The 18,536-nt window shown below is 69.1% G+C and carries 20 protein-coding genes; 10 read left to right on the top strand and 10 right to left on the bottom strand.

Features of this window, described 5'->3' with window-relative positions; genetic code table 11:
* Window positions 1-280: 280 nt before the first annotated feature.
* Window positions 281-1,024, bottom strand: coding sequence for a futalosine hydrolase (gene mqnB, locus ACOJUJ_RS11630; RefSeq protein WP_420127042.1), 744 nt, complete (start codon window positions 1,022-1,024; stop codon window positions 281-283).
* 115 nt (window positions 1,025-1,139) lie between these two features.
* Between mqnB and ACOJUJ_RS11625 the strand changes: the two genes are divergently transcribed.
* The gene (locus tag ACOJUJ_RS11625; RefSeq protein WP_420127041.1) at window positions 1,140-1,841 is read left to right on the top strand and encodes a hypothetical protein; all 702 of its coding nucleotides are present in this window, start codon (window positions 1,140-1,142) and stop codon (window positions 1,839-1,841) included.
* A 303-nt stretch (window positions 1,842-2,144) separates the two neighbouring features.
* On the opposite strand, the gene ACOJUJ_RS11620 is transcribed toward ACOJUJ_RS11625, so the two are convergent.
* The gene (locus ACOJUJ_RS11620) at window positions 2,145-3,074 is read right to left on the bottom strand and encodes a lytic transglycosylase domain-containing protein (protein WP_420127040.1); all 930 of its coding nucleotides are present in this window, start codon (window positions 3,072-3,074) and stop codon (window positions 2,145-2,147) included.
* Window positions 3,075-3,297: 223 nt separating this feature from the next.
* On the opposite strand from ACOJUJ_RS11620, the gene ACOJUJ_RS11615 reads away from it, so the two are divergent.
* The 5 genes from ACOJUJ_RS11615 to ACOJUJ_RS11595 all read left to right on the top strand — a co-directional run bounded on the left by ACOJUJ_RS11615 (window position 3,298) and on the right by ACOJUJ_RS11595 (window position 8,408).
* On the top strand, window positions 3,298-3,813 hold the full coding sequence (locus ACOJUJ_RS11615; protein WP_420127039.1) for a hypothetical protein: 516 nt from the start codon (window positions 3,298-3,300) through the stop codon (window positions 3,811-3,813).
* Window positions 3,814-4,402: 589 nt separating this feature from the next.
* Window positions 4,403-5,419: a DNA topoisomerase IB gene (locus tag ACOJUJ_RS11610; protein WP_420127038.1), complete on the top strand. Its 1,017-nt coding sequence runs from the start codon at window positions 4,403-4,405 to the stop codon at window positions 5,417-5,419.
* A 128-nt stretch (window positions 5,420-5,547) separates the two neighbouring features.
* Window positions 5,548-6,453, top strand: a complete 906-nt coding sequence (locus ACOJUJ_RS11605) for a YybH family protein (RefSeq protein ID WP_420127037.1) — start codon at window positions 5,548-5,550, stop codon at window positions 6,451-6,453.
* Window positions 6,454-6,930: 477 nt separating this feature from the next.
* Window positions 6,931-8,043 carry an SPFH domain-containing protein gene (locus tag ACOJUJ_RS11600; protein WP_420127036.1) on the top strand — a complete coding sequence of 371 codons (1,113 nt, stop codon included), beginning with the start codon at window positions 6,931-6,933 and terminating at the stop codon, window positions 8,041-8,043.
* Window positions 8,040-8,408: a hypothetical protein gene (locus ACOJUJ_RS11595; protein WP_420127035.1), complete on the top strand. Its 369-nt coding sequence runs from the start codon at window positions 8,040-8,042 to the stop codon at window positions 8,406-8,408. The genes ACOJUJ_RS11600 and ACOJUJ_RS11595 overlap by 4 nt, the downstream gene beginning before the upstream one ends.
* A gap of 364 nt (window positions 8,409-8,772) precedes the next feature.
* Here the strand turns inward: ACOJUJ_RS11595 and ACOJUJ_RS11590 are convergent, their stop codons facing one another.
* Window positions 8,773-9,045, bottom strand: a complete 273-nt coding sequence (locus ACOJUJ_RS11590) for a hypothetical protein (protein WP_420127034.1) — start codon at window positions 9,043-9,045, stop codon at window positions 8,773-8,775.
* 120 nt (window positions 9,046-9,165) lie between these two features.
* On the opposite strand from ACOJUJ_RS11590, the gene ACOJUJ_RS11585 reads away from it, so the two are divergent.
* Window positions 9,166-9,579, top strand: coding sequence for a GNAT family N-acetyltransferase (locus ACOJUJ_RS11585; RefSeq protein WP_420127033.1), 414 nt, complete (start codon window positions 9,166-9,168; stop codon window positions 9,577-9,579).
* Between the two features lie 16 nt (window positions 9,580-9,595).
* On the opposite strand, the gene ACOJUJ_RS11580 is transcribed toward ACOJUJ_RS11585, so the two are convergent.
* Window positions 9,596-9,781: a hypothetical protein gene (locus ACOJUJ_RS11580; protein WP_420127032.1), complete on the bottom strand. Its 186-nt coding sequence runs from the start codon at window positions 9,779-9,781 to the stop codon at window positions 9,596-9,598.
* A gap of 333 nt (window positions 9,782-10,114) precedes the next feature.
* On the opposite strand from ACOJUJ_RS11580, the gene ACOJUJ_RS11575 reads away from it, so the two are divergent.
* Window positions 10,115-11,038, top strand: a complete 924-nt coding sequence (locus ACOJUJ_RS11575; RefSeq protein ID WP_420127031.1) for a DUF4097 family beta strand repeat-containing protein — start codon at window positions 10,115-10,117, stop codon at window positions 11,036-11,038.
* A gap of 275 nt (window positions 11,039-11,313) precedes the next feature.
* The gene (locus ACOJUJ_RS11570) at window positions 11,314-12,609 is read left to right on the top strand and encodes a M20 metallopeptidase family protein (RefSeq protein ID WP_420127030.1); all 1,296 of its coding nucleotides are present in this window, start codon (window positions 11,314-11,316) and stop codon (window positions 12,607-12,609) included.
* Between the two features lie 69 nt (window positions 12,610-12,678).
* Here ACOJUJ_RS11570 and ACOJUJ_RS11565 read toward each other — a convergent pair whose 3' ends face one another.
* Window positions 12,679-13,179 (bottom strand): hypothetical protein, encoded by a 501-nt coding sequence (locus ACOJUJ_RS11565; RefSeq protein ID WP_420127029.1) that lies wholly within the window; start codon window positions 13,177-13,179, stop codon window positions 12,679-12,681.
* Window positions 13,169-13,588, bottom strand: coding sequence for a hypothetical protein (locus ACOJUJ_RS11560; protein ID WP_420127028.1), 420 nt, complete (start codon window positions 13,586-13,588; stop codon window positions 13,169-13,171). Before ACOJUJ_RS11560 ends, ACOJUJ_RS11565 begins: the two co-directional genes overlap by 11 nt.
* Before the next feature lie 249 nt (window positions 13,589-13,837).
* On the opposite strand from ACOJUJ_RS11560, the gene ACOJUJ_RS11555 reads away from it, so the two are divergent.
* Window positions 13,838-14,764 carry a cyanophycinase gene (locus ACOJUJ_RS11555; RefSeq protein WP_420127027.1) on the top strand — a complete coding sequence of 309 codons (927 nt, stop codon included), beginning with the start codon at window positions 13,838-13,840 and terminating at the stop codon, window positions 14,762-14,764.
* 329 nt (window positions 14,765-15,093) lie between these two features.
* Here ACOJUJ_RS11555 and ACOJUJ_RS11550 read toward each other — a convergent pair whose 3' ends face one another.
* The 4 genes from ACOJUJ_RS11550 to ACOJUJ_RS11535 all read right to left on the bottom strand — a co-directional run bounded on the left by ACOJUJ_RS11550 (window position 15,094) and on the right by ACOJUJ_RS11535 (window position 18,382).
* Window positions 15,094-15,324 (bottom strand): hypothetical protein, encoded by a 231-nt coding sequence (locus ACOJUJ_RS11550; RefSeq protein WP_420127026.1) that lies wholly within the window; start codon window positions 15,322-15,324, stop codon window positions 15,094-15,096.
* A gap of 95 nt (window positions 15,325-15,419) precedes the next feature.
* Window positions 15,420-15,911, bottom strand: a complete 492-nt coding sequence (locus ACOJUJ_RS11545; RefSeq protein WP_420127025.1) for a hypothetical protein — start codon at window positions 15,909-15,911, stop codon at window positions 15,420-15,422.
* A gap of 96 nt (window positions 15,912-16,007) precedes the next feature.
* On the bottom strand, window positions 16,008-16,268 hold the full coding sequence (locus tag ACOJUJ_RS11540; protein ID WP_420127024.1) for a hypothetical protein: 261 nt from the start codon (window positions 16,266-16,268) through the stop codon (window positions 16,008-16,010).
* Between the two features lie 215 nt (window positions 16,269-16,483).
* Window positions 16,484-18,382 carry an alpha-amylase family glycosyl hydrolase gene (locus tag ACOJUJ_RS11535; protein WP_420127023.1) on the bottom strand — a complete coding sequence of 633 codons (1,899 nt, stop codon included), beginning with the start codon at window positions 18,380-18,382 and terminating at the stop codon, window positions 16,484-16,486.
* Window positions 18,383-18,536 lie beyond the last annotated feature (154 nt).

Raw genomic sequence — 18,536 nt, 5'->3', positions numbered from 1 at the left:
CCGTCCTCCCGCATGGTGGCGAGTTGAAGTACCCGCTTGTGCAGGTCAATCGCGTGGAGCATCATCGGAGCCTCCTTGGCTGAGGGTGAGTGGGACGCCTCAGATTCGCTCGCGATCGATCGTTCTGGAAGTATCAGAGTTTTCTCGTGCCGTTTCCACTGGCTTTCTATACACCGCACTCGGCAAATCGCGATGAGTTCTCCCCTCTCCGCGAGGAACGAGCGGGGAGGGGCCGGGGGAGGGGCACCCCGCGGCTCGCGACGAATCCGTTCAATCCCCCTCAATCCCACGCTGCCACGAGCACACGCACGGCCTCCTGCGCCGCCTCTGCCGCCTCGCGGATGCGCCAGCGGGACAGGTCGCGGTCTTCGACCAGGTTGCTGACGGCGCGCAGTTCCAGCAGCGGCACCTCGTAGATCGCGGCGACGTGGGCCAGGGCGGCGCCTTCCATCCCCTCGCACAGGGCACCGGGGACGCGCTCCGCCATCTCCTCGCCCAGCGCCGCCGTGCCCGAGCAGGCGGAGACGGTGACGAACGGTCCCGTCCGCACGTCGAATCCCGCATCCTCCAGCGAGGCGGCGGCCCGCTCCACGCGCGCCGCATTCAACGCGAACTGGTTGAACACGCGCGACTCGCCCGCCGTCCACAGGGGAATGCCAATCCCTTCCGTTGACATCCAGCCGCCGGGCGCCTGCACCCCCTCGTCGCCGTAGATGGCGGCGGTGGCCAGGGCCAACGAACCGACGGCGAGGCCGGAGCCCGGATACGCGCCCCCGATCCCGAAGCCGATCACGCCGCGCACCGGCCGCGTCTCCAGCAGGGCGGTGAGCGCGTGCGCGGCGTTGGTCTTGCCCATCCCGCCGGGGACCAGGACGACCTCCGCGCCGTCCAGCCGCCCCGTCCAGGCCGGCTTGCGTCCGATCCGCACCTCACGCGAATCCCTTAGCGCCGCGCGCAGCCGCTCGCACTCCAGCGGCACCGAGCAGACGAGCGCAAGGGGGGCGGCGAACGGGTCAGGCGGCATCGATTGTACGGTGCGGGGTTGCGCATGGCGCTGCGAGCCGGAATTTACGTGCGATGCCGGCCGCGGGAAACCGACTGACGCGGCCCGGCCCGATCCTCATACCGACACTGGCCCGATGCGACGCTCAGCCGTCCTGATCCTGCTCGCGCTCCTTGCGGCCTGCGGTGGCCCGCGCCGGCCCGCGCGCGTGGCCCCGATCGTACTGCCGCCGCCGCCGGCCGTCATCGACACCACGCCGCCGCCCCCGCCGGCCATCGTGGCGAACCAGAGCGTGTGGACCCGCGACGCCGGCACCCTGCTGCGCGGCGAGACGGACGGCGTGCGGCTGCCGTTCATCTTCATGCGGCTGGAGGTGCTGCGGGCGGATACGGCAGACCTGCTGGTGCGCTGCGTCCACTGCCCGGGCGCGCCGCAGGGGTGGATCGGCCGGGAGAGCGTGGTGCACCACGTCCGGCGGCCGGACCAGGTGCGCAAGATGGACCTGGCGGAGTTCGTCCTGGCCGTGCGCGACGCCGCCAGCCAGCAGGACACCTCCCGGCTGCGCGCCGCGATGTCGCGCGAGTTCGTGCACACGCTGGGACCGCTGGAGATGGGGCTGCTGGAGACCTTTGCCGCCTGGGAGCGCGAAGGGTTCCGCTCCATCGACCGCCTGCCGTTCATCCTGGACCGCGGCGTGGCCACGGTCACCGGCACCCCCGTCTGGGCCGCGCCGCCGGAGTACGCTTCGCAGCTGGGCTACCAGGACCTTCGCGCCGGGTTCAGGCGCGCCACGGACGGTGGCTGGGAGTGGATCTTTCTGGTGCGGGACGGGATGTAGGGCCTCGGCTGCTTCGGACGGGGTGGCGCGAGGGCTGGCGCCCCCTCCGGGCGAGCACCACTTGCCCACCTCTCCCGAAACTGCCGGGGGAGGTTGACTGCGCCCGGCCGGCCGTTGGAGCGGGATCGAATTTCTCCCCTCTCCGTGAGGAACGAACGGGGAGGGGCCGGGGGAGGGGCACCCCGGCGGACGCAGTTCGATCCCCTTTCAAATCGAAGCGTCCCATCGATCAATCCCACCCCAAAACGAAGCCGGCCCTCCCGGAAATCTCCAGGAGGACCGGCTTTCGCGCTCAGCCCGCGCTTACTCCGCCGCGCGCGGGTGGGCGTCGGGGGTGGCGTCGCGCAGGACCATGTCGGGGTACCCGTTGTCGGGGTTGCCGCCGCGCTTGAGCACCCGGTCAACCGTGCCCGGCCCGCGGTTGTAGGCCAGCAGCGCCAGCTCCTTGTCGCCATCGTACTTGTCGATGAGCTCGGCAAGGTACTTGAACCCGATGCGCAGGTTCGTTTCCGGCTCGCGCAGGTCGCGCACCGTCACGTCCGGCTTGAGCCAGCGCGCCGTGGCCGGCATGAGCTGCGTAAGGCCGATCGCGCCCACGTGGCTGGTCGCGCTGGTCTTGAACGCACTCTCGGTGCGCACCAGCCCGAACGCCATGTCGGGGTCGATGTCCTCTTCCAGCGCGATGTCGTAGATGTTCTCGGCCAAGTCGCGCGGAATGGTGTATTCCTTGTAGCGCTCGATGTTGCGCTTGATGACCGCCTCCTTTTCGGAGGACCTGTCCTCGGCAACCGCCACGTTGGCGTCGCGCCAGGCCTGCCCCACCGCGTTCTCGGTGATCTGCCCCGCGGCCAGCGGGTTGATCTCCGGCAGCATGGAGATCTGGCGCTCGTGCGCGGGGTCGTTGCGCATCTGGTTGCTGCGCGCGATGGCCAGCGGCGTGGCGGCGCCCACCACGGCCAGGCCCATTACCCCGTGGCGCACGGGGCTGCGGCGCATGCGGTCCATGGCGCTGGGCGGGCGGCGGCGCATCTGCACGCCGGCGTCGACCCGGCGGTCGCTTTCGCGGCCGTGGATCTGGCGGTCCCCCGCGCCATCAAAGGCGCGCTGGTAGCGCGCGGGCGGCTCAGCCCCCTCTGCAGCGTGCGGAAAGCGCCGCCGTGCGGGGCCCACCGGGTGCTGCGGCGCCTGGGTGCTGCGCTGCCACGGGGGCGGGGGGCGCTTGAAGCTCTGCATGGCGGCATTCCTCCTGCTGCGTTTTTCCGCGTGGGGCGGCGATTTTCTGCCCGCCTTCTGGAGCCCGTGAGAGGTGCAAGTTCAGTGCCGTCAAGCACATATGTTTGTGCCCGGCGTCCCGGTTTGCGGAACGAGGGAACCTTGTGCATCTTCAAGGTATAGCAACACTCCGCAGTGCCGCCGTCACCGGCCCCCGCCACCCGGCCCCGCAGCGAGAAGGACCATGAGATCTCCCGGACGCTTTCTGCTCTTTGTGGTGCTTGTGATCGTGGGCGTAAAGCTCTCGGAGCAGGGGTACGCCCTGGTTGCGTACGCCGACGAGCGGGTGCAGGCCAGGGAGCTGCGCACCCAGCTGGTGGCCACGGGATCGGAGCTGGTGGATGCGCGCGTGGAGGCCGACAGCCTGCGCCAGGTGATCACCGCCGAGGATGCACGGCTGGAGCGCGAGCTGCGCGTGGTACAGCGCTTTCACCGCAACGCGCGCCGCGGCCCCATGACCCCTGAGGCGTACGCCGAGTACAGCGCCAAGCTGGAGCGCTACAACCTGAACGTGGTTTCGCGCAACGCCATCCTGCGCCGGCTCGAGGCGCTGCACGACCGCCAGCACGTGGCCGTCAACCGCTACAACCTGCTGGCCGACAGCCTGCACGCCCTGGCCGTGGAGATGGGCCAGCCGTACTACCAGGTACCGACGGCGCTCGAGGCCGCCGCCGAGGCGCGGGAGCGGGAGAAGCCGTAGCCGGGGTACGAAGGTACGGGGTACGAAGGTACGAGAGTACGGAGTACGAAAGTACGGTTGATGAACAGCAGGGGATGATCCGCGGCGGATCGTCCCCTTTGTCGTTTGATAAGGTTCGAGCGCGGCGTGGAATCCGGGTTGCGACGCGCAGGTGCGTTGGGTTCGGGCTGTGGACGCGCGGCTGCGTGGGGTCCGGGAGCAGCCCGGACCATCGAGTCCGCACCAGGAGCGAATAAATTCGCCGCTGGAAAATCGCAAAGTCCGCCTGCGCGGACTGTAGCCGCAGGTGTGGCCCGCTACGTCGGCACTCCTTCGAAATGACAATTCGGTGGATGGAAGCGGGATCGATCCACGCGCTCCAACGCATGCCCCGGTTGCGGACGCGCTGCCGCTTGGGACCCGCACACGCCCGTGCCGCCGAGTCCGCGCAGGCGGACTTCGTGACTTTCCAGCCGCGGTTTCGACCGCCATTGACCGGGGCCGTCGTGCGCCACGTGCGGCCGTACAGGTGCCTGGAATGCTGCCGGAAAGCTGCCCGGGTGCCCTCCGTCCGCAAATTGGGAATGCTCCTTGTATCGTCCTGCGCGTGATGGCTACGAAAACGGCGAAGAAGAAGACGAAGGAGCGGCCGTGGCGGCGGGTGGGGACGCCGGAAGCGGGCTTCGAATACCTGCGTGGCGACGGCAAGCCGCTGCGCAGCCCGGCCGCGCTCGCCCGGATCCGCAAGCTCGCCATTCCGCCCGCGTGGACCGAGGTGCACATCAACGCCGACCCGGCGGGCAAGGTGCAGGCGTACGGCTTCGACGCGGCGGGGCGCAAGCAGTACCGCTATCACCCCGACCACGTGGCCAGGGGCGCCAGGCGAAAGTACCGCAAGCTGCTGAACTACGCCCGCGCCATCCCCCGCCTTCGCGAAGCCACCGAGCAGCACCTGAGCCAGACCGGCGTGGGGCGCGAGCGCGTGCTGGCCACGGTGGTGCGGCTGATCATGCGCGGCTTCTTTCGCATCGGCAGCGAGGAGTACGCGGTCACCAACAAGACGTTCGGCATCGCCACGCTGCAGAAGAAGCACCTGAAGATCCAGGGCAACAACCTGGTTTTTCGCTACGTGGGCAAAAAGTCCATCGACCAGCGTTCCGTGGTGGCCGATACGCCGCTGGTAGAGGTGCTGGAGGAGATCCTTAAGCTTCCCGGCAAGCGCCTGTTCCAGTATCTGGGTGACGACGGCAAGGCGCACCCGGTGACCGCGGCGGACGTGAACAGCTACATCAAGCAGATCGTCGGCGAGCGGTACACCAGCAAGGACATGCGCACCTGGGGCGGCACGGTCCGGATGGCCACCATCCTGGCCGACCTGGGCCCGCCGGAGAGCGAGCGCGAGGCCAAGAAGAACCTGGTTCTGGCGTGCAAGCTGGTTTCCAGCGAACTGGGCAACACGCCTACCGTCTGCCGCAGCGCGTACGTGCATCCGTCGGTGATGGAGCGCTACTCCCAGGGCAAGACCATCGCCCCTCTGATGCGCGACGCCCCGCGCACTGACGAGCAGCCCGGCCGCTACTATCCCGAGGAAGCCGCCCTGATGCGGTTCCTGGAAAAGTGGGGCTGATCGATCGGATCAGCCTCGTTCCGGCAGACAGCTCCTCTCTCCGGCGTTCCGCCTCCAACTTCCGGGTCCCCGCCGGCATCGGACCATCCATCCATGGCGCGGTTCTCCCCTCCACTCCTCCGTGCATCATGCTCCCCAGGCTTACGATCCTGATGGCCAGCGCCGCGTTGCTCGCGCCCGTCGCGTCCGCCGCGCAGGTAAACCTGAACGCGGCCCGCGAATCCCTTCGCGCGGCCGATCACGCCGTCTCCGCCGCGGCGGAAACGCACGGGCTGCTGAACGGCCTGGCACCGCACCTGGCTGATTCCGCGTACGTGCTGCTTCCCGGCCTGCCGTTGCTGCAGGGACGGGACGTCGTGGCGGGGTGGCTCGACCGGCCGCCGTTCCGGGGAATGAGGCTGAAGCTGGAGCCGGTGCGCGTCGACGTGTCGGCGGACGGAGGCAGTGGATACACGTTCGGTGGAGGAACGCGTACGAACGACGATGGCGCCGTGCCAGCGCGGTACATTGCCTACTGGATCCAGGATGGCGGGGGGTGGAAGCTTGCCGCGTTCCACTTCAACGCGAGTCCGCAGCCTGCAACCCCGCCCCCGCCCGGCTTCTTTCCCGATCCCCCCGCGACGGGCGTCGCGCAGCCGGGTGCCGACATGGCGGCGGCACTCGAGCAGATCATGCAGACGGATCGCGATTTTTCCGCACTGTCGGTGGCGCGGAATCCCGGCGTTGCGTTCGCTGCCTACGTCGCGCCGGACGGCGCGCTGCTTGGCGGCGCGTACGGGCCGGAGGCCGTCGGCGCCGTGTTCGCCGGCGGCGGCGCTACACTGGAGTGGGAGCCGGTCGCGGGAGGAATGGCCGCGAGCGGCGATCTGGGCTATACCGTGGGCCTGGGGGTCAGTCGCGGGGGCAATGGGGTGGGCTACTCCAAGTACCTGAGCATCTGGCGCCGCCAGCCCAACGGGGAGTGGAAGTGGGTGGTGGATGGCGGCAATCCGCGCCCGGCGGACCCCGTGGAACCCGTCCCCGGCGGCGCCTGAGCGGCGCGCCACCCCCTTCCGCAAACCGTGCGGGAGGGGGGATGCACGGCACGGTCTTCGGGGCTCTTCGATTGAATCCGCGCGGGATGGTAGGTGCCCCCCACCCTGGCCCTTCTCCGCAGACTGCGTGGGGCAGGGAGGTGCGCACAGACATTTGTGGGAGCGCGGTCGAAGTTTATACCCTCTCCCGCTTGCGGGAGAGGGTGCGAGCCTAAGCGAGCGGGTGAGGGCACCCCGTCGGGCCGCCAGTTCGATCCGGTTCGAAGCGTGATGACCTCCGGAGATGCCGTCTCGCCCTCGAAATTCCCAACGTCAAGCCATCCAACCATTTCCGATCGTCTCACCTTCACACCGAATCCGAAACACGCAGCCATCGATGCACGTACACTCGCGCCGCGGGTTGCGTGGGGGGCGCCCATGCGTGAATTTGCAGGTTACCCGCTTTACCCACCCGCCTGGCCACAACGGAGCAGCGACATGGCCCTCTGGGACTTCATCAAGACCGAGCTCATCGACATCGTCGAGTGGCTGGACGCCACGGGCGACACGATGGTCTACCGCTTCGAGCGGCACGACAACGAGATCAAGAACGGCGCGCAGCTCATCGTGCGCCCCGGCCAGGCCGCCGTGTTCGTGGACCAGGGGCAGATCGCCGACGTGTTTGGCCCCGGGCGGTACGAGCTCAAGACGGAGAACCTGCCCCTTCTCAGCACTCTGCGGGGGTGGAAGTACGGCTTCAACTCGCCGTTCAAGGCCGAGGTCTACTTTGTGAGCACCAAGGTGTTCACCGACCTCAAGTGGGGCACCAAGAACCCCATCATGCTGCGCGACCCGGAGTTCGGGCCGGTGCGGCTGCGGGCGTTTGGCACCTACGCGGTCAAGGTGGGCGAGCCGGGCAAGTTCATCGCGCAGATCGTGGGCACCAACGGGGTGTTCACCACCGACGGCATCAGCGACCAGATCCGCAACTTCATCGTCAGCCGCTTTACCGAGGCGCTGGGTGAGGGCAAGATCCCGGCGCTGGACCTGGCCGCCAACTTTTCGGAGCTGGGCGCGGCGGTAAAGACCGTCATCGGCCCCGAGGTGGGTGAGTACGGGCTGGAGGTCACCACCTTCCTGGTGGAGAACATCTCCCTGCCGGAAGAGGTGGAAAAGGCGCTGGACAAGCGCACCAGCATGGGCGTGATCGGCAACCTGAACGCGTACACGCAGTTTCAGGCCGCCAACGCCATGGAGGCCGCGGCCGACAATCCGGGTGGCGCGGCCGCCAGCGGGATGGGGATGGGGATGGGCTTCGGGATGGCGCAGCAGATGGCGAACGCCTTTGGACAGAACGCGGGCGGGGCGGCCGGCGCTCCCGCGGGCGGTCCGCCGCCGCTCCCGGGCGCGGCGCAGTTTCACGTGGCGCTGGGCGGCGCGCCGGCGGGGCCGTTCGGGATGGACGCGCTGCGCGGCCACGTGTCGGGCGGGCAGCTTACGCGCGAGACGCTGGTGTGGAAGCAGGGGATGGCGGCCTGGACGCCCGCGGGTGAGGTGCCGGAGCTTGCGCCGCTCTTCGCCGCCGCCCCCCCGCCGCTGCCGCCGTCGTGAGCGTATCGGCCAAGAACCAGCGGCTCATCTGGGCGGTGCTGCTGGGCGTGCTGTTCTTTCTGGGCGACTCGGTGCTGCCGGAGCTGGTGGGACGGGGGTGGACGCTGATCATCTTCGCGGCCATCCCCTTTGTGGCGGGCCTGCCCTTTCTGGGCCGCGCCGCGCGCGTCCCCAGCCTGCGCTTTGGCGTGCTGGGGGCGGCGCTGTGGTACGCCATCCTGTTCTGGGACGTGGCGCGGGTGCCCACGCCTCCGCCGCTGCAGGCCATCATCCCGCTGTCCGCCATCGGCATGGCGATGTGGTTGGCGATCAGCATTCAGGCGTACGCCGCGTGGAAGCGGGGTACGCCGTCGCGCAAGGCCTGACGGGTCTGGCGATCTTGCTAGAGACGGTCATCCTGAGAGGGTGTTGAGAAACCGCAGCTCTTCGTACGAAGCGTACAGTCATCGTGAGGGAGCGCCACGCGGAACCTTCGGGTACACAAGAGCTTGCGCGCGACCGAAGGACCTTCTCTCCGCCACCGTGGAGCTTGGTGCGGGGCATGAAGCCAGCCTCACGCTTCTGCCGGCAAGGTCCTTCGGTCGCGTGCAGATGATTGCGCAAGTGCAGGTTCTCGGTGGCGCTCCCTCAGGATGACTGGCTTCTGGGTTCAATCGAAGAGGTTAGCACTGTTCGAGGGTGCGGATCGGGCCGGGGATCATCCCCCGGCCCGATCTGCGTCCGTCCCGGTCAAAGGCGCGGGAAGCGCTCCTTGTCGAGCGTATCCGCATCCCGGCTGCCGGGACGCGCTTCCTGCGACTGCTCCTGCTCCAGCTGGTCGGGCTTGCCCTCGCGCTTCAGGTCCAGCCGCTCCTGGTGCGACATGTTGCCGCTGGCCTCGGTTCGCTGCTGGCTGGCACCGGTGCTGGCGCCGACCTCGCTTGCGCTCTTGCGCTCTTCGCGCGCGTCGCGGGCAGCCTGCTGCTTCTGCTCCTCGTTCCCTTCCATCTTCTTGCCGCTCATGATCCTCCTCCAGATGGCTGAAGTCGTTGCCGGGAGCGCGGATACAGCGGCAAGCATCGTACCCCTCCCGCTTCATCCCCGCGTATGAGACCTCCCCCATCCGCCGCCCGCGTGCGTCCCGTGACGGACGCCGACCTACCCGCCGTGGCCCGTCTGATGGGCGAGCTGGGCTATCCCGCCACGCCCGGGCAGGTGCGCAGCCGGCTTGCCCGCGTGGCGGAGGATGAAGACTACGCCGCGTACGTGGCCGAGGTGGACGGCGAGGTGGCCGGGTTCCTGGGGATGATGCGGGGATGGACGTACGAGCACGAGCGGCCGTACGCGCGGATCCTCACGCTGGTCGTGGACGCGGCGGTGCGGCGCCGGGGAGTGGGGGCGCGGCTGGTGGAGTTCGCGGACGAGTGGGCGCGGGAGCGCGGCGCGTACGTGCTGATGCTGAACACCAACGTGCGCCGCGAGGAAGCCCACCGCTTCTACGAGTCGATGGGCTTCAGCCGGACGGGGTACCGCTACGCGCGGGCGTACGGGGAGTGACGCCCGCGGCGGGGCGTCAGGGGTTCCAGGCCAGGAACGCCAGCCCGCCGGCCACGAAAAGGATGAGCCCCATGGCGCGGACGCTGGTGGAGCCCGCCTGCGGATCTTCGGCGGCGCGCCACACTTTGCGGCTGATGTGCTCGTCGGCCATGATGCAGGCGAGCCCGAGAACGATGGCGACGATACCGAGTACGGCGGGCATTGACCTGCTCCTGCTGGAGGACCGCGGGGAGGGGAACCACTGCGTCCGCCCGTGGGAGCAGCGGACGCGCACGGTGTAATATGAGTGTCGCTCACGCATAAGCAAAGGGTTTCTCCAAGCCTCCCGCCCCCTCGACGCTTCCCCGGCAACGCGCGTCGGACGGGAAGAACCGGGGGCTGACCTTCCGCCGCCCGCAGATCCGCGTCACCCCCCTGTAAACCATCCAGCACCTCGCCGCATCCAATGCGTTCGGATGCGGCCGCGGCCGGTGTGTCCGTCGATGCGCGGCCGCCGCACCCGTACTTCCATCCGCACATGAACAGGAGACAGACGATGCGGTACGCAGCGGTTGTGGCGGCCTCGGCGGCCGTGGTGGGGACGCTGGTGTTTGCCCGGGACGGACGCAGCGAGGCAGCGCCGGTGCTTGCGGCCGCCGCGGCGCAAACGGTGCCGGCGCGGCTGGCGCAGCAGCAGCCGGCGGCCCGCGCCGCGTCGCAGGAGGATTTTCGCTGGGCCGGGCGCCTGGCGCGCGGACAGCAGATCGAGATCCGCGGGATCGTGGGCGACGTTCGCGCCGAGGTCGCGTCCGGCGACCAGGTAGAGGTGGTCGGCCGGCGCAGCGGCGACGAGGCGGACCGCGTGCGCATCGAGGTGGTCGAGGGCGCGGACGGCGTGGTCATCTGCGCCATCTATCCCGCCAGCGGCCGCGGAGGCAGCGGCAACGGTGGCCGCCGGCGCACGGACGCCTGCGACAACAACAACGGTCAGGGTGGCGAGATCGACGCGGAGGACGCGCGCATCGACTTTACCGTCCGCGTGCCCGCCGGGGTGAAGTTCGCCTCGCGCACGGTGGCGGGCGACGTGAACGCCACCGGCCTGCGCAGCGCCGTGGACGTGGCGACGGTGAGCGGCGACGTGACGGTGTCTACCACCGGCACCGCCCGCGCGGCCACCGTAAGCGGCGACGTGACGGCCACGTTCGGCGAGACGGACGGCGAGGACATGGACTTCGCCAGCGTGAGCGGCAACGTGATCCTGCGCCTGGCCGGCAACGTGGGCGCCGAGGTGAGTGCGCAGACCCTGTCCGGCGAGATCGAGTCCGACTTCGACCTGCGCATGCGCGGCGAGGACGAGGATGACGACGACGGCTTCCACATCGAGATCGGCAGCGCGGCCAGCGGCACCATCGGCCGCGGCGGGCCGGAGCTGAACGTCAACACGGTGAGCGGGGACATCCGGCTGGAGCGGGTGCGGTAGGGCACGGGTGACCGGGGGACAGGGGGCGGCCGGCTGGGGCTCTGGGGAGCAGGCATTGGGAAGTGCATCGAAACCCGGAGGCCGGGCGCCCGTAGAAGAAGGACCAGGAGGAGCGGAGCACATCCGCCTTGCACACATAGATCGCGGGACAGGCCGGGGAGGGGGACACGCGTCCGCCTCCCCGGCCTGTTTGCGGGTGGGGATTGACTTCCGGGGGGACGGGGAAGAAGAATGGAGCGGCCGGGCCGGCACACTTCCATCCATCCCGAGGTCCCATGAAGCTCACCCGCACGCTGCCCCTGCTGGGCGCGTTTACGCTGGCGTCGCTGCCCCTGGCCGCGCAGGCCGCGGACCCGCGCGTGGCCGCCGCCGTGGAGCGCCTGGCGCCGCGCATCACCGAGATTCGCCACGACCTGCACCAGCACCCGGAGCTTTCCAACCGCGAAACGCGCACGGCCGGCATGGTGGCCGCGCACCTGCGCTCGCTGGGCATCGAGGTGCGAACCGGCGTGGCGCACACGGGAGTCATCGGCATCCTGCGAGGCGGGCGGCCGGGCCCCGTGGTGGCGGTCCGCGCCGACATGGACGCGCTGCCGGTGACGGAAGACAACTCGCTGCCGTGGAAGAGCACGGTACGCAGCGAGTACCTGGGCAACCAGGTGGGCGTCAGCCACGCCTGCGGCCACGACGTGCACACGGCGGTGCAGATGGGCGTCGCTTCCGTGCTGGCGGGGATGCGGCAGGAGATCCCGGGCACGGTGATGTTCATCTTTCAGCCCGCCGAAGAGGGCTCGCCTCCGGGAGAGCAGGGGGGCGCGAAGCTGATGCTGGACGAGGGCGTGTTCACCGAGATGCGTCCGGAGGCCATCCTGGGCCTGCACACGTTTGCGCACATGCCCACGGGCAAGGTGGGCTACACGCCGGGGCCGGCGATGGCGGCGGCGGACCGCTTCATCATCCGCATCAAGGGGCGGCAGTCGCACGGCGCGGCGCCGCACCTGTCCATCGACCCCGTGGTGATGGCGGCGCAGGCGGTGCTCTCGCTGCAGACCATCCGTTCGCGCAACCTGTCGCCCTTTGAGCCCAGCGTGGTCACGGTGGGCCTCATCCGCGGCGGCGAGCGCAACAACATCATCCCCGAGCAGGTGGAGCTGCACGGCACGGTGCGCACCTTTGATCCCGAGGTGCAGGAAGTGGTCGAGCGCCGCATGCGCGAGATCCTGGAGGGCGTGACCCGCGCGGGCGGCGGCAGCTACGAGATGCAGTACGAGCGGCAGACGCCGGTCACGGTGAACAACCGCGAGCTTTCGGCGCGGCTGCGGCCCACCATGGAGCGCATCATGGGCGCCCAGAACGTGGTGGACGTGCCGCCCACGACGGGTGCCGAGGACTTCGGGTTCTTCGCCAACACGGTGCCCGGCTTTTTCTACCGGCTGGGGACGGTGGCGCCCGGCACCACCTCCGGCGACCACCACACGCCCACCTTCATGGCCGACGACAACGCCATCCCCATCGGCATGCGGGTGATGACTGGCCTGGTGCTGGACTTTCTGAACAGCGCCGGCCGCTGACCCTTGGCTGTGGATGACGAAGCGCCCCCGCGGATCCGTTCCGCGGGGGCGCTTCGTATCTCCCGGTGGCTACGCCGTGGGCGCCACCGTCTCGAACTGGGCCAGCCTCTTGATCTCGGCCACGGCCGCGCCTCCCCGCCGGCCGAGATCCCACGCACCGCTGACCGCCATCGACTCCAGACACGCGCCGCAGAGCCAGACGGTACGGCAGTCAGGCATTCTGGCGGCGGTGATCACCCCGTACTCTCTCGCCTCGCACTGCTCGGTCTGCAACTCGCAGCGGCCCCTGTTCACGACGGGCCTGGCTTCGACGATGAGCGCATCCGGCCCTGGTGTGTATGTCTCGCCTTCGTCGTGCACTCGGCGAATGGGCCGAGGCTGCCGCCGCGACCCCGGGATCGTCCACGCTCCAGTCGCCGCCATGCGTGAACGGCAGGCCCCGCACACATGGATTTCCTTGCCGTCACTGGCGAGCACGGCACTGAGCGTGCCGCACGCACGTGCGTGACACCATTCCGTCTGGATCTGGCACCGTCCAGTGAAGATCCGGCCCGTGACTTCAATTCGCATGGGATTCCTCCTTGGGAAACGCCAGCCAGTCGAAGAGGCGATCCCGGGCGTCCTCGACCAGATCCTCGCGATCCCGCAGCGGTACGCCGTCCAGGAACGAGGCATGGATGCTCGTTTCGGCTTCGTCGAGGTGAACGTCCGGGGGGGTGAATGGCCGATTGAATCCGAGCTCCGCCCTCAGCATGTGCGCCAGCTCGTGTGCAAGACACGCCTGCATCGACATGCGGGCGTTTGCGCTCGCACCCACGCCCGCATACGCATCCGCTCCCAAGATAACGGAGCCACGGTCCGCGTCATAGCGCGTTCGGGAACCGTGATACGCGGCTTCGGAAACATCCAGATCTCGCTCGTCGTCGCCGCATAGTTCCTCCCACACCGCCAAGCACCGCCCGACCTGAAGTTCGGTCAACCCGACGTAGTTTCGTTCCCCCAGCATACCCGAGCAGAGGTTAAGGTAGACGAAGTGAACGACACAACGATGAGCAGGGATTCCGAATCGCGCAATGGCCGGAACAGCAATTCGGAAAACACGTACAGGCGGTGGCGGCTGGTGATTGTGCGCCGTTCTTTTCCCGTAGCCGTGGTGGCACAATCACCGGCTTTCCTCGTAGGTTCGCGTAGCAGTCGAACACGCTCCCAACTGGACCACGAGCCATAAATGGTAAACCTGAACGTGATGCGGCAGCTCCGGACGAGGACGGGGATCGCGATCCTGATGGTGCTCGCGGCGTGCGCGCCGTCGGCCGGGCCGGCGGGGGCGCCAGGTGTCGAGGGCGTGCGCGGTCACCTGCTCATCGTGGGCGGGGGAGGGCAGCCGCCGGAACTGGTGGCGCGGTTCGTGGAGCTGGCGGGCGGGGAGGGAAAGGCGCGCATCGCGGTGCTGCCGATGGCGAGCGCCGAACCGGAGGCGTCGGGGACGGAACAGGCGGAGGAGTTGCGCGGGCTGGGCGCGGACGCCTTTGTGCTGCACCTGACGCGCGAGCAGGCGATGACGGACTCCGCGGCGCGGCTGCTGGACGGCGCGACGGGGATCTGGTTCACCGGCGGCGACCAGTCGCGCGTTACGCCGGTGCTGCGTGGCTCGCCAGTGCTGGACGCCATCCGCGCGCGCTGGCGGGAGGGCGCTGTGGTGGGCGGCACCAGTGCGGGCGCGGCGGTAATGCCGGATTCCATGCTTACCGGCAACCAGTTCCGCGCGGGCGAGGACACGGCCGGCTACTACGGCGACGACTTTCCCGAGGTGGCACGGCGGACGATCCAGGTGGCGCCGGGGCTCGGTTTTCTGCCGGGAACCCTCATCGACCAGCACTTCATCCGGCGCGAGCGGCACAACCGGCTGCTGGCGGTGGTGCTGGAGCGGCCGGCGCTGATCGGCGTGGGGATCGACGAGTCGACGGCGATCGAGGTGGGGCCGGACGGGCACTGGACGGTGCGCGGGAGCAGCGCGGTGTTCATCTACGACGCGCGCCGGGCCCGCATTACCTCCACCGCCGCGCCGGTGCTGGGCACGTCGGGGGTGCGGATGCACCTGCTGCCCTCCGGCGCCGTCTTTGATCCGCGCACGGGCGAGGCGCGGCTGCCGTGACATGATCCGTGCAGCAGCGAATGCGGCCGATGGTGAATCCGGCGGATCACCTGCCGCTGGGCAGGCAAGGGCGAATAAATTCGCTGCAACAACTACACGAAATCCGCCTTCGCGGATTGGCGGCTACACAGTTGTTCACAGGCCCGTGCGCGTGGAGGCATCGTGATGTGCCCCGGCGCGTCCTCAGGTCCAGGTCCAGGATAAGTGATCGCAAGAATCGCGGTGTCGCGGCACGGCATCACGCGATCCGCTTTCACGGGCAGAAAAACGAGGCATCCTGCGGATTTCGCGGGGTGCCTCGTCGTCATCGTCCCGTGGATACGATCGTGCTACCGCGTCGCGTCGGCGGTTGCGTCCGCCTTTACCGCCTCGTCCTGGATCGCGGCGGACGGCGCGGCATCGGGAGCATCTTTGCGCGGGGGTTCCTCGTCGAGGGCGTCGAGGTCGCGGATGATGGGGAGGGGGAAGTGGACGTGCTGCACGTGATGCCCGCGGGTGATGCGGAACATGGCCGGGGTGTGGCTGGAGGGGAGGGTGACCTGCCGAGGGTAATCTGTCATCAGACGCCCCAGCCGTCCAGCCGTCACGCGGCACCCCGGAACACCCAACGGGCGCCCCGTGTGGAGCGCCCGTTCGCCATTCGGAGCCAGTTGGATCAGCGGCCGTATCCGCCGTCGTAGCGGCTGGCGCGCTGGCGAAAGCCGCGGTCGTAGTCCATGGAGAACCCGTTGTACTCGCCGCCGTAGCCGCGGGGGCGCTGGCCGGCGGCGTAGCCGGTACCGGCGCGCATCCCCAGGTCGCGCTCGTAGCCGCCGGTGCGGTAGCCGCTGGTGCCCGGGCGCCGGTTGACGAAGAACTGGTCGCGGTCGTATCCGCCCCGCCCGGTTTGAAAGTCGCCGCCGTAGCCGCGCCCGCTCCCCGCTCGGCCGAACTGCGCCATGCCGTAGCCGCGGTCGTAGCCAGCGCGCTCCCGCTGCCGCAGGGCGTACTCCGCGTCGTACGCCATCTCGGGAGACAGAAAGTAGCCCTCGGCGCCGGGGCCGGACGCGTCCATGGGCCGGCGGCCGCGCGGACGATCGTCGTCACCCGCGATGCGCTGGAACATCCCCCGCACCCGGCCCATGAAGTCGCGCTCGTAGCGTGCCATCGTCATCTCTCCCTCGCGTCGTCACCGCGCGCCCGGGGCACCTCCCAGGGCTTTCCTGGGCCGCCCACAGTCGCAAGTCGCGGACCCCGCGCGTGCTCAGCCGGCGCCGCACCCCGCGGCCGCCTTGCGCACCCGCGACGCCATGGCGCCGCAGCCGATCCACGCCGGGCTGCGGGTGAAGGTGATGGACAGCGTGGCGGTGTTGGCATCCCAGACGTAGTCCGCGTCGGCGATCTTGTGGTGCACGGAGCCGCGCTCGCCGGGCGGCACGGAAAGCCCCACGCTCGATGCCCGCCGCCGCACGCACTCCCATACCTCCGCCGTCACCCCCGTGAGCGTGAACGTGGGGCATGCCACCGCATCCTCCTCATCGCGGTTTCAATGCTTCTGGAACTGGAGCGGGGCGCAAGGCGAGTGCCGCCTGAGAATGAACATCAACAGAAAACAGAGGGGCCTCACGCAGAGTCACCAGAGTTACCAGAGTTTTCTCGTGCCGTTTCCTCATGCTCGGTCCGGGGAGACACCAGGATACAACTCTGCTCACTCTGGTAACTCTGCGTGAGCCCATCGTTTCAGTTCTGCGAGAAGATGATGGCGGTATACGGGCCCAGGCCGATGCCGATGCTGAAGGGCATGCCGTCCCATGGGATGTCTTCCGCCTCCGCGTGCCACGAGGGATGGCTGCCGAAGTCCGGCGAGTAGCCGTTCCAGTCGCCGTTGAAGCGAACCTTCCACTCGCCGTCGCGCGGCACGCCCACGCGGTATTCGTCGTACGCGCGGTTGGCAAAGTTGGCCACCACGATCACGTCGTCACCGGGGCCGCCTGCCCACCAGCGGTGGAACGCGACTACCTTGCCGGCATCGTTCACGTGGTGCACCTGCACGTTGCGGCCGCGCAGCCCCCGCGTGGTGCCGCAGAGGTTCCGGCGCAGGTGCACCAGGTCGCGGTACATCCGGTGGATGCCGGGGAAGCGCTCCAGCTTGCTCCAGTCCAGCGGATCCGTATCCACGAACCAGCCGTCTTCCAGGAACTCCTGGCCCTGGAAGATCATGGGGATCCCCGGCGCGGTGAACACCAGCGCGCCGCCCAGCGTGGAGCGCTTCTGCGATTCCCACGACGCGGCGTTCTGCGGGTTCACGTCGTGGGGCACGCGGGCGCGGCCGTTCATCACCTCGTCGTGTGACTCGGTGTAGATCACGCGCTTGTTGGGGTCGCCGTCGTACGCGAACCCGATGGCGTGCGCCACGGCGTGCATGTGCCGCGCGCCGTCGTCGCCGGGGATGATGGCTTCGCGGATGGGGTGTACGAACTGCGCGTCCCACTGGCTGTCGAAGCCGGCGCCGCCGTCGTCCACGGGACGCGTGACGGCGGCGTTGGTCTGCAGGTCCTCGGCGATCAGCAGCTTCCACGGCTGGCGGGCGTCCACCTCGCGGCTCACCCAGCGCATGAGCTCCCAGCCGTCCGGCAGGTCGTCGCCGGGGTGGTTGCCGCCCTTTGCGTTGCGGATCTGCCCCGTGGCGTCCCAGCGCAACCCGTCAAAGCAGAATTCCTCCAGCCAGAACAGCGCGTTGTCGCGGATGAACTGCCGCACCTCGCCGCGGCGGTAGTCCGGGCGCGTGTCGCCCCACGGCGTGGACGAACGCCAATCCTGGTAGAAGTAGATGCCACCCTTGTCGTTCTCCGACCAGCCATCGAACTGCCACAGGTCCAGGTCGCTGGGCCCAAAATGGTTGTAGACCACGTCCAGGATTACGGCGATGCCGCGCGCGTGCGCCTCCTTGACCAGCGTCTTGAGGCCGTGCGGACCGCCGTACGCCTCTTCCACGGCAAAGATGTGGGCGGGGTTGTAGCCCAGCGAGTGGCTCATGGCGAACTCGCCCATGGGCATCAGCTCGATGCAGTTGAAGCCCAGGTCCTTCACGTAGTCGAGCTTCCGGATCACCCCCGCGATGTTGCCGGGCTCCGCGCCCTCCACCTCGTCGGTAAAGGTGCCCACGTGCACCTCGTAGATCACCAGGTCGTCCCACTCCGGCGAGCGGTAGCCGTCGTCGTCGCCCCAGTCGAACGCGGGGTCGGTGACCACGCACACGCCCACCGAATGCGTCAGATCGCGCGCGTACGGATCGCGCCGCTCCAGCGTTCGGCCGTCCGCGGTGCGGATGACGAACGTGTACGTATCCCCCGCCTTTACCCCCGGCACGTCGGCGGACCAGTAGCCGCCGTCGCCGTCGCGGGCCAGCGGGTTGGCGTCCGCCGACTCGCCGTTGAAGCTTCCCTTGACCGACACCGCCGCCGCGTTGGGCGCCCACCCGCGGAACGTGGTCCCCTGCGCGTGCAGCACCGCGCCCATCCCCGCGTGCGGCGACGGCACGGCGTCGTTGCTGGATGCGGACGGCGAGTCGGCGGATGAATCAGGCGGCATTTCGGTATTGGGAGCGGGCTGGATGTCGTCGTTGTCGGACGTGCTCATGACGTTCCGCGCGTGCGTGTATGCGATCGGATGATGGAAAGCGACGGCGGGATGCGCGGGCGATGGGTGTCCGCGCGGAGGGAAGATCGCCGCAAGATTGGCACCGGAAGGCGGGGTGTGGCGTGCTCTGGCGGGCTCCGCGAAAGACCTGCGC

Origin of the sequence: Longimicrobium sp. (assembly GCF_048594345.1) — a bacterium.
GTDB lineage: Bacteria > Gemmatimonadota > Gemmatimonadetes > Longimicrobiales > Longimicrobiaceae > Longimicrobium.
Note: the sequence above shows the minus strand (reverse complement) of the source record. Positions and strands in the feature narration are given on the sequence as shown.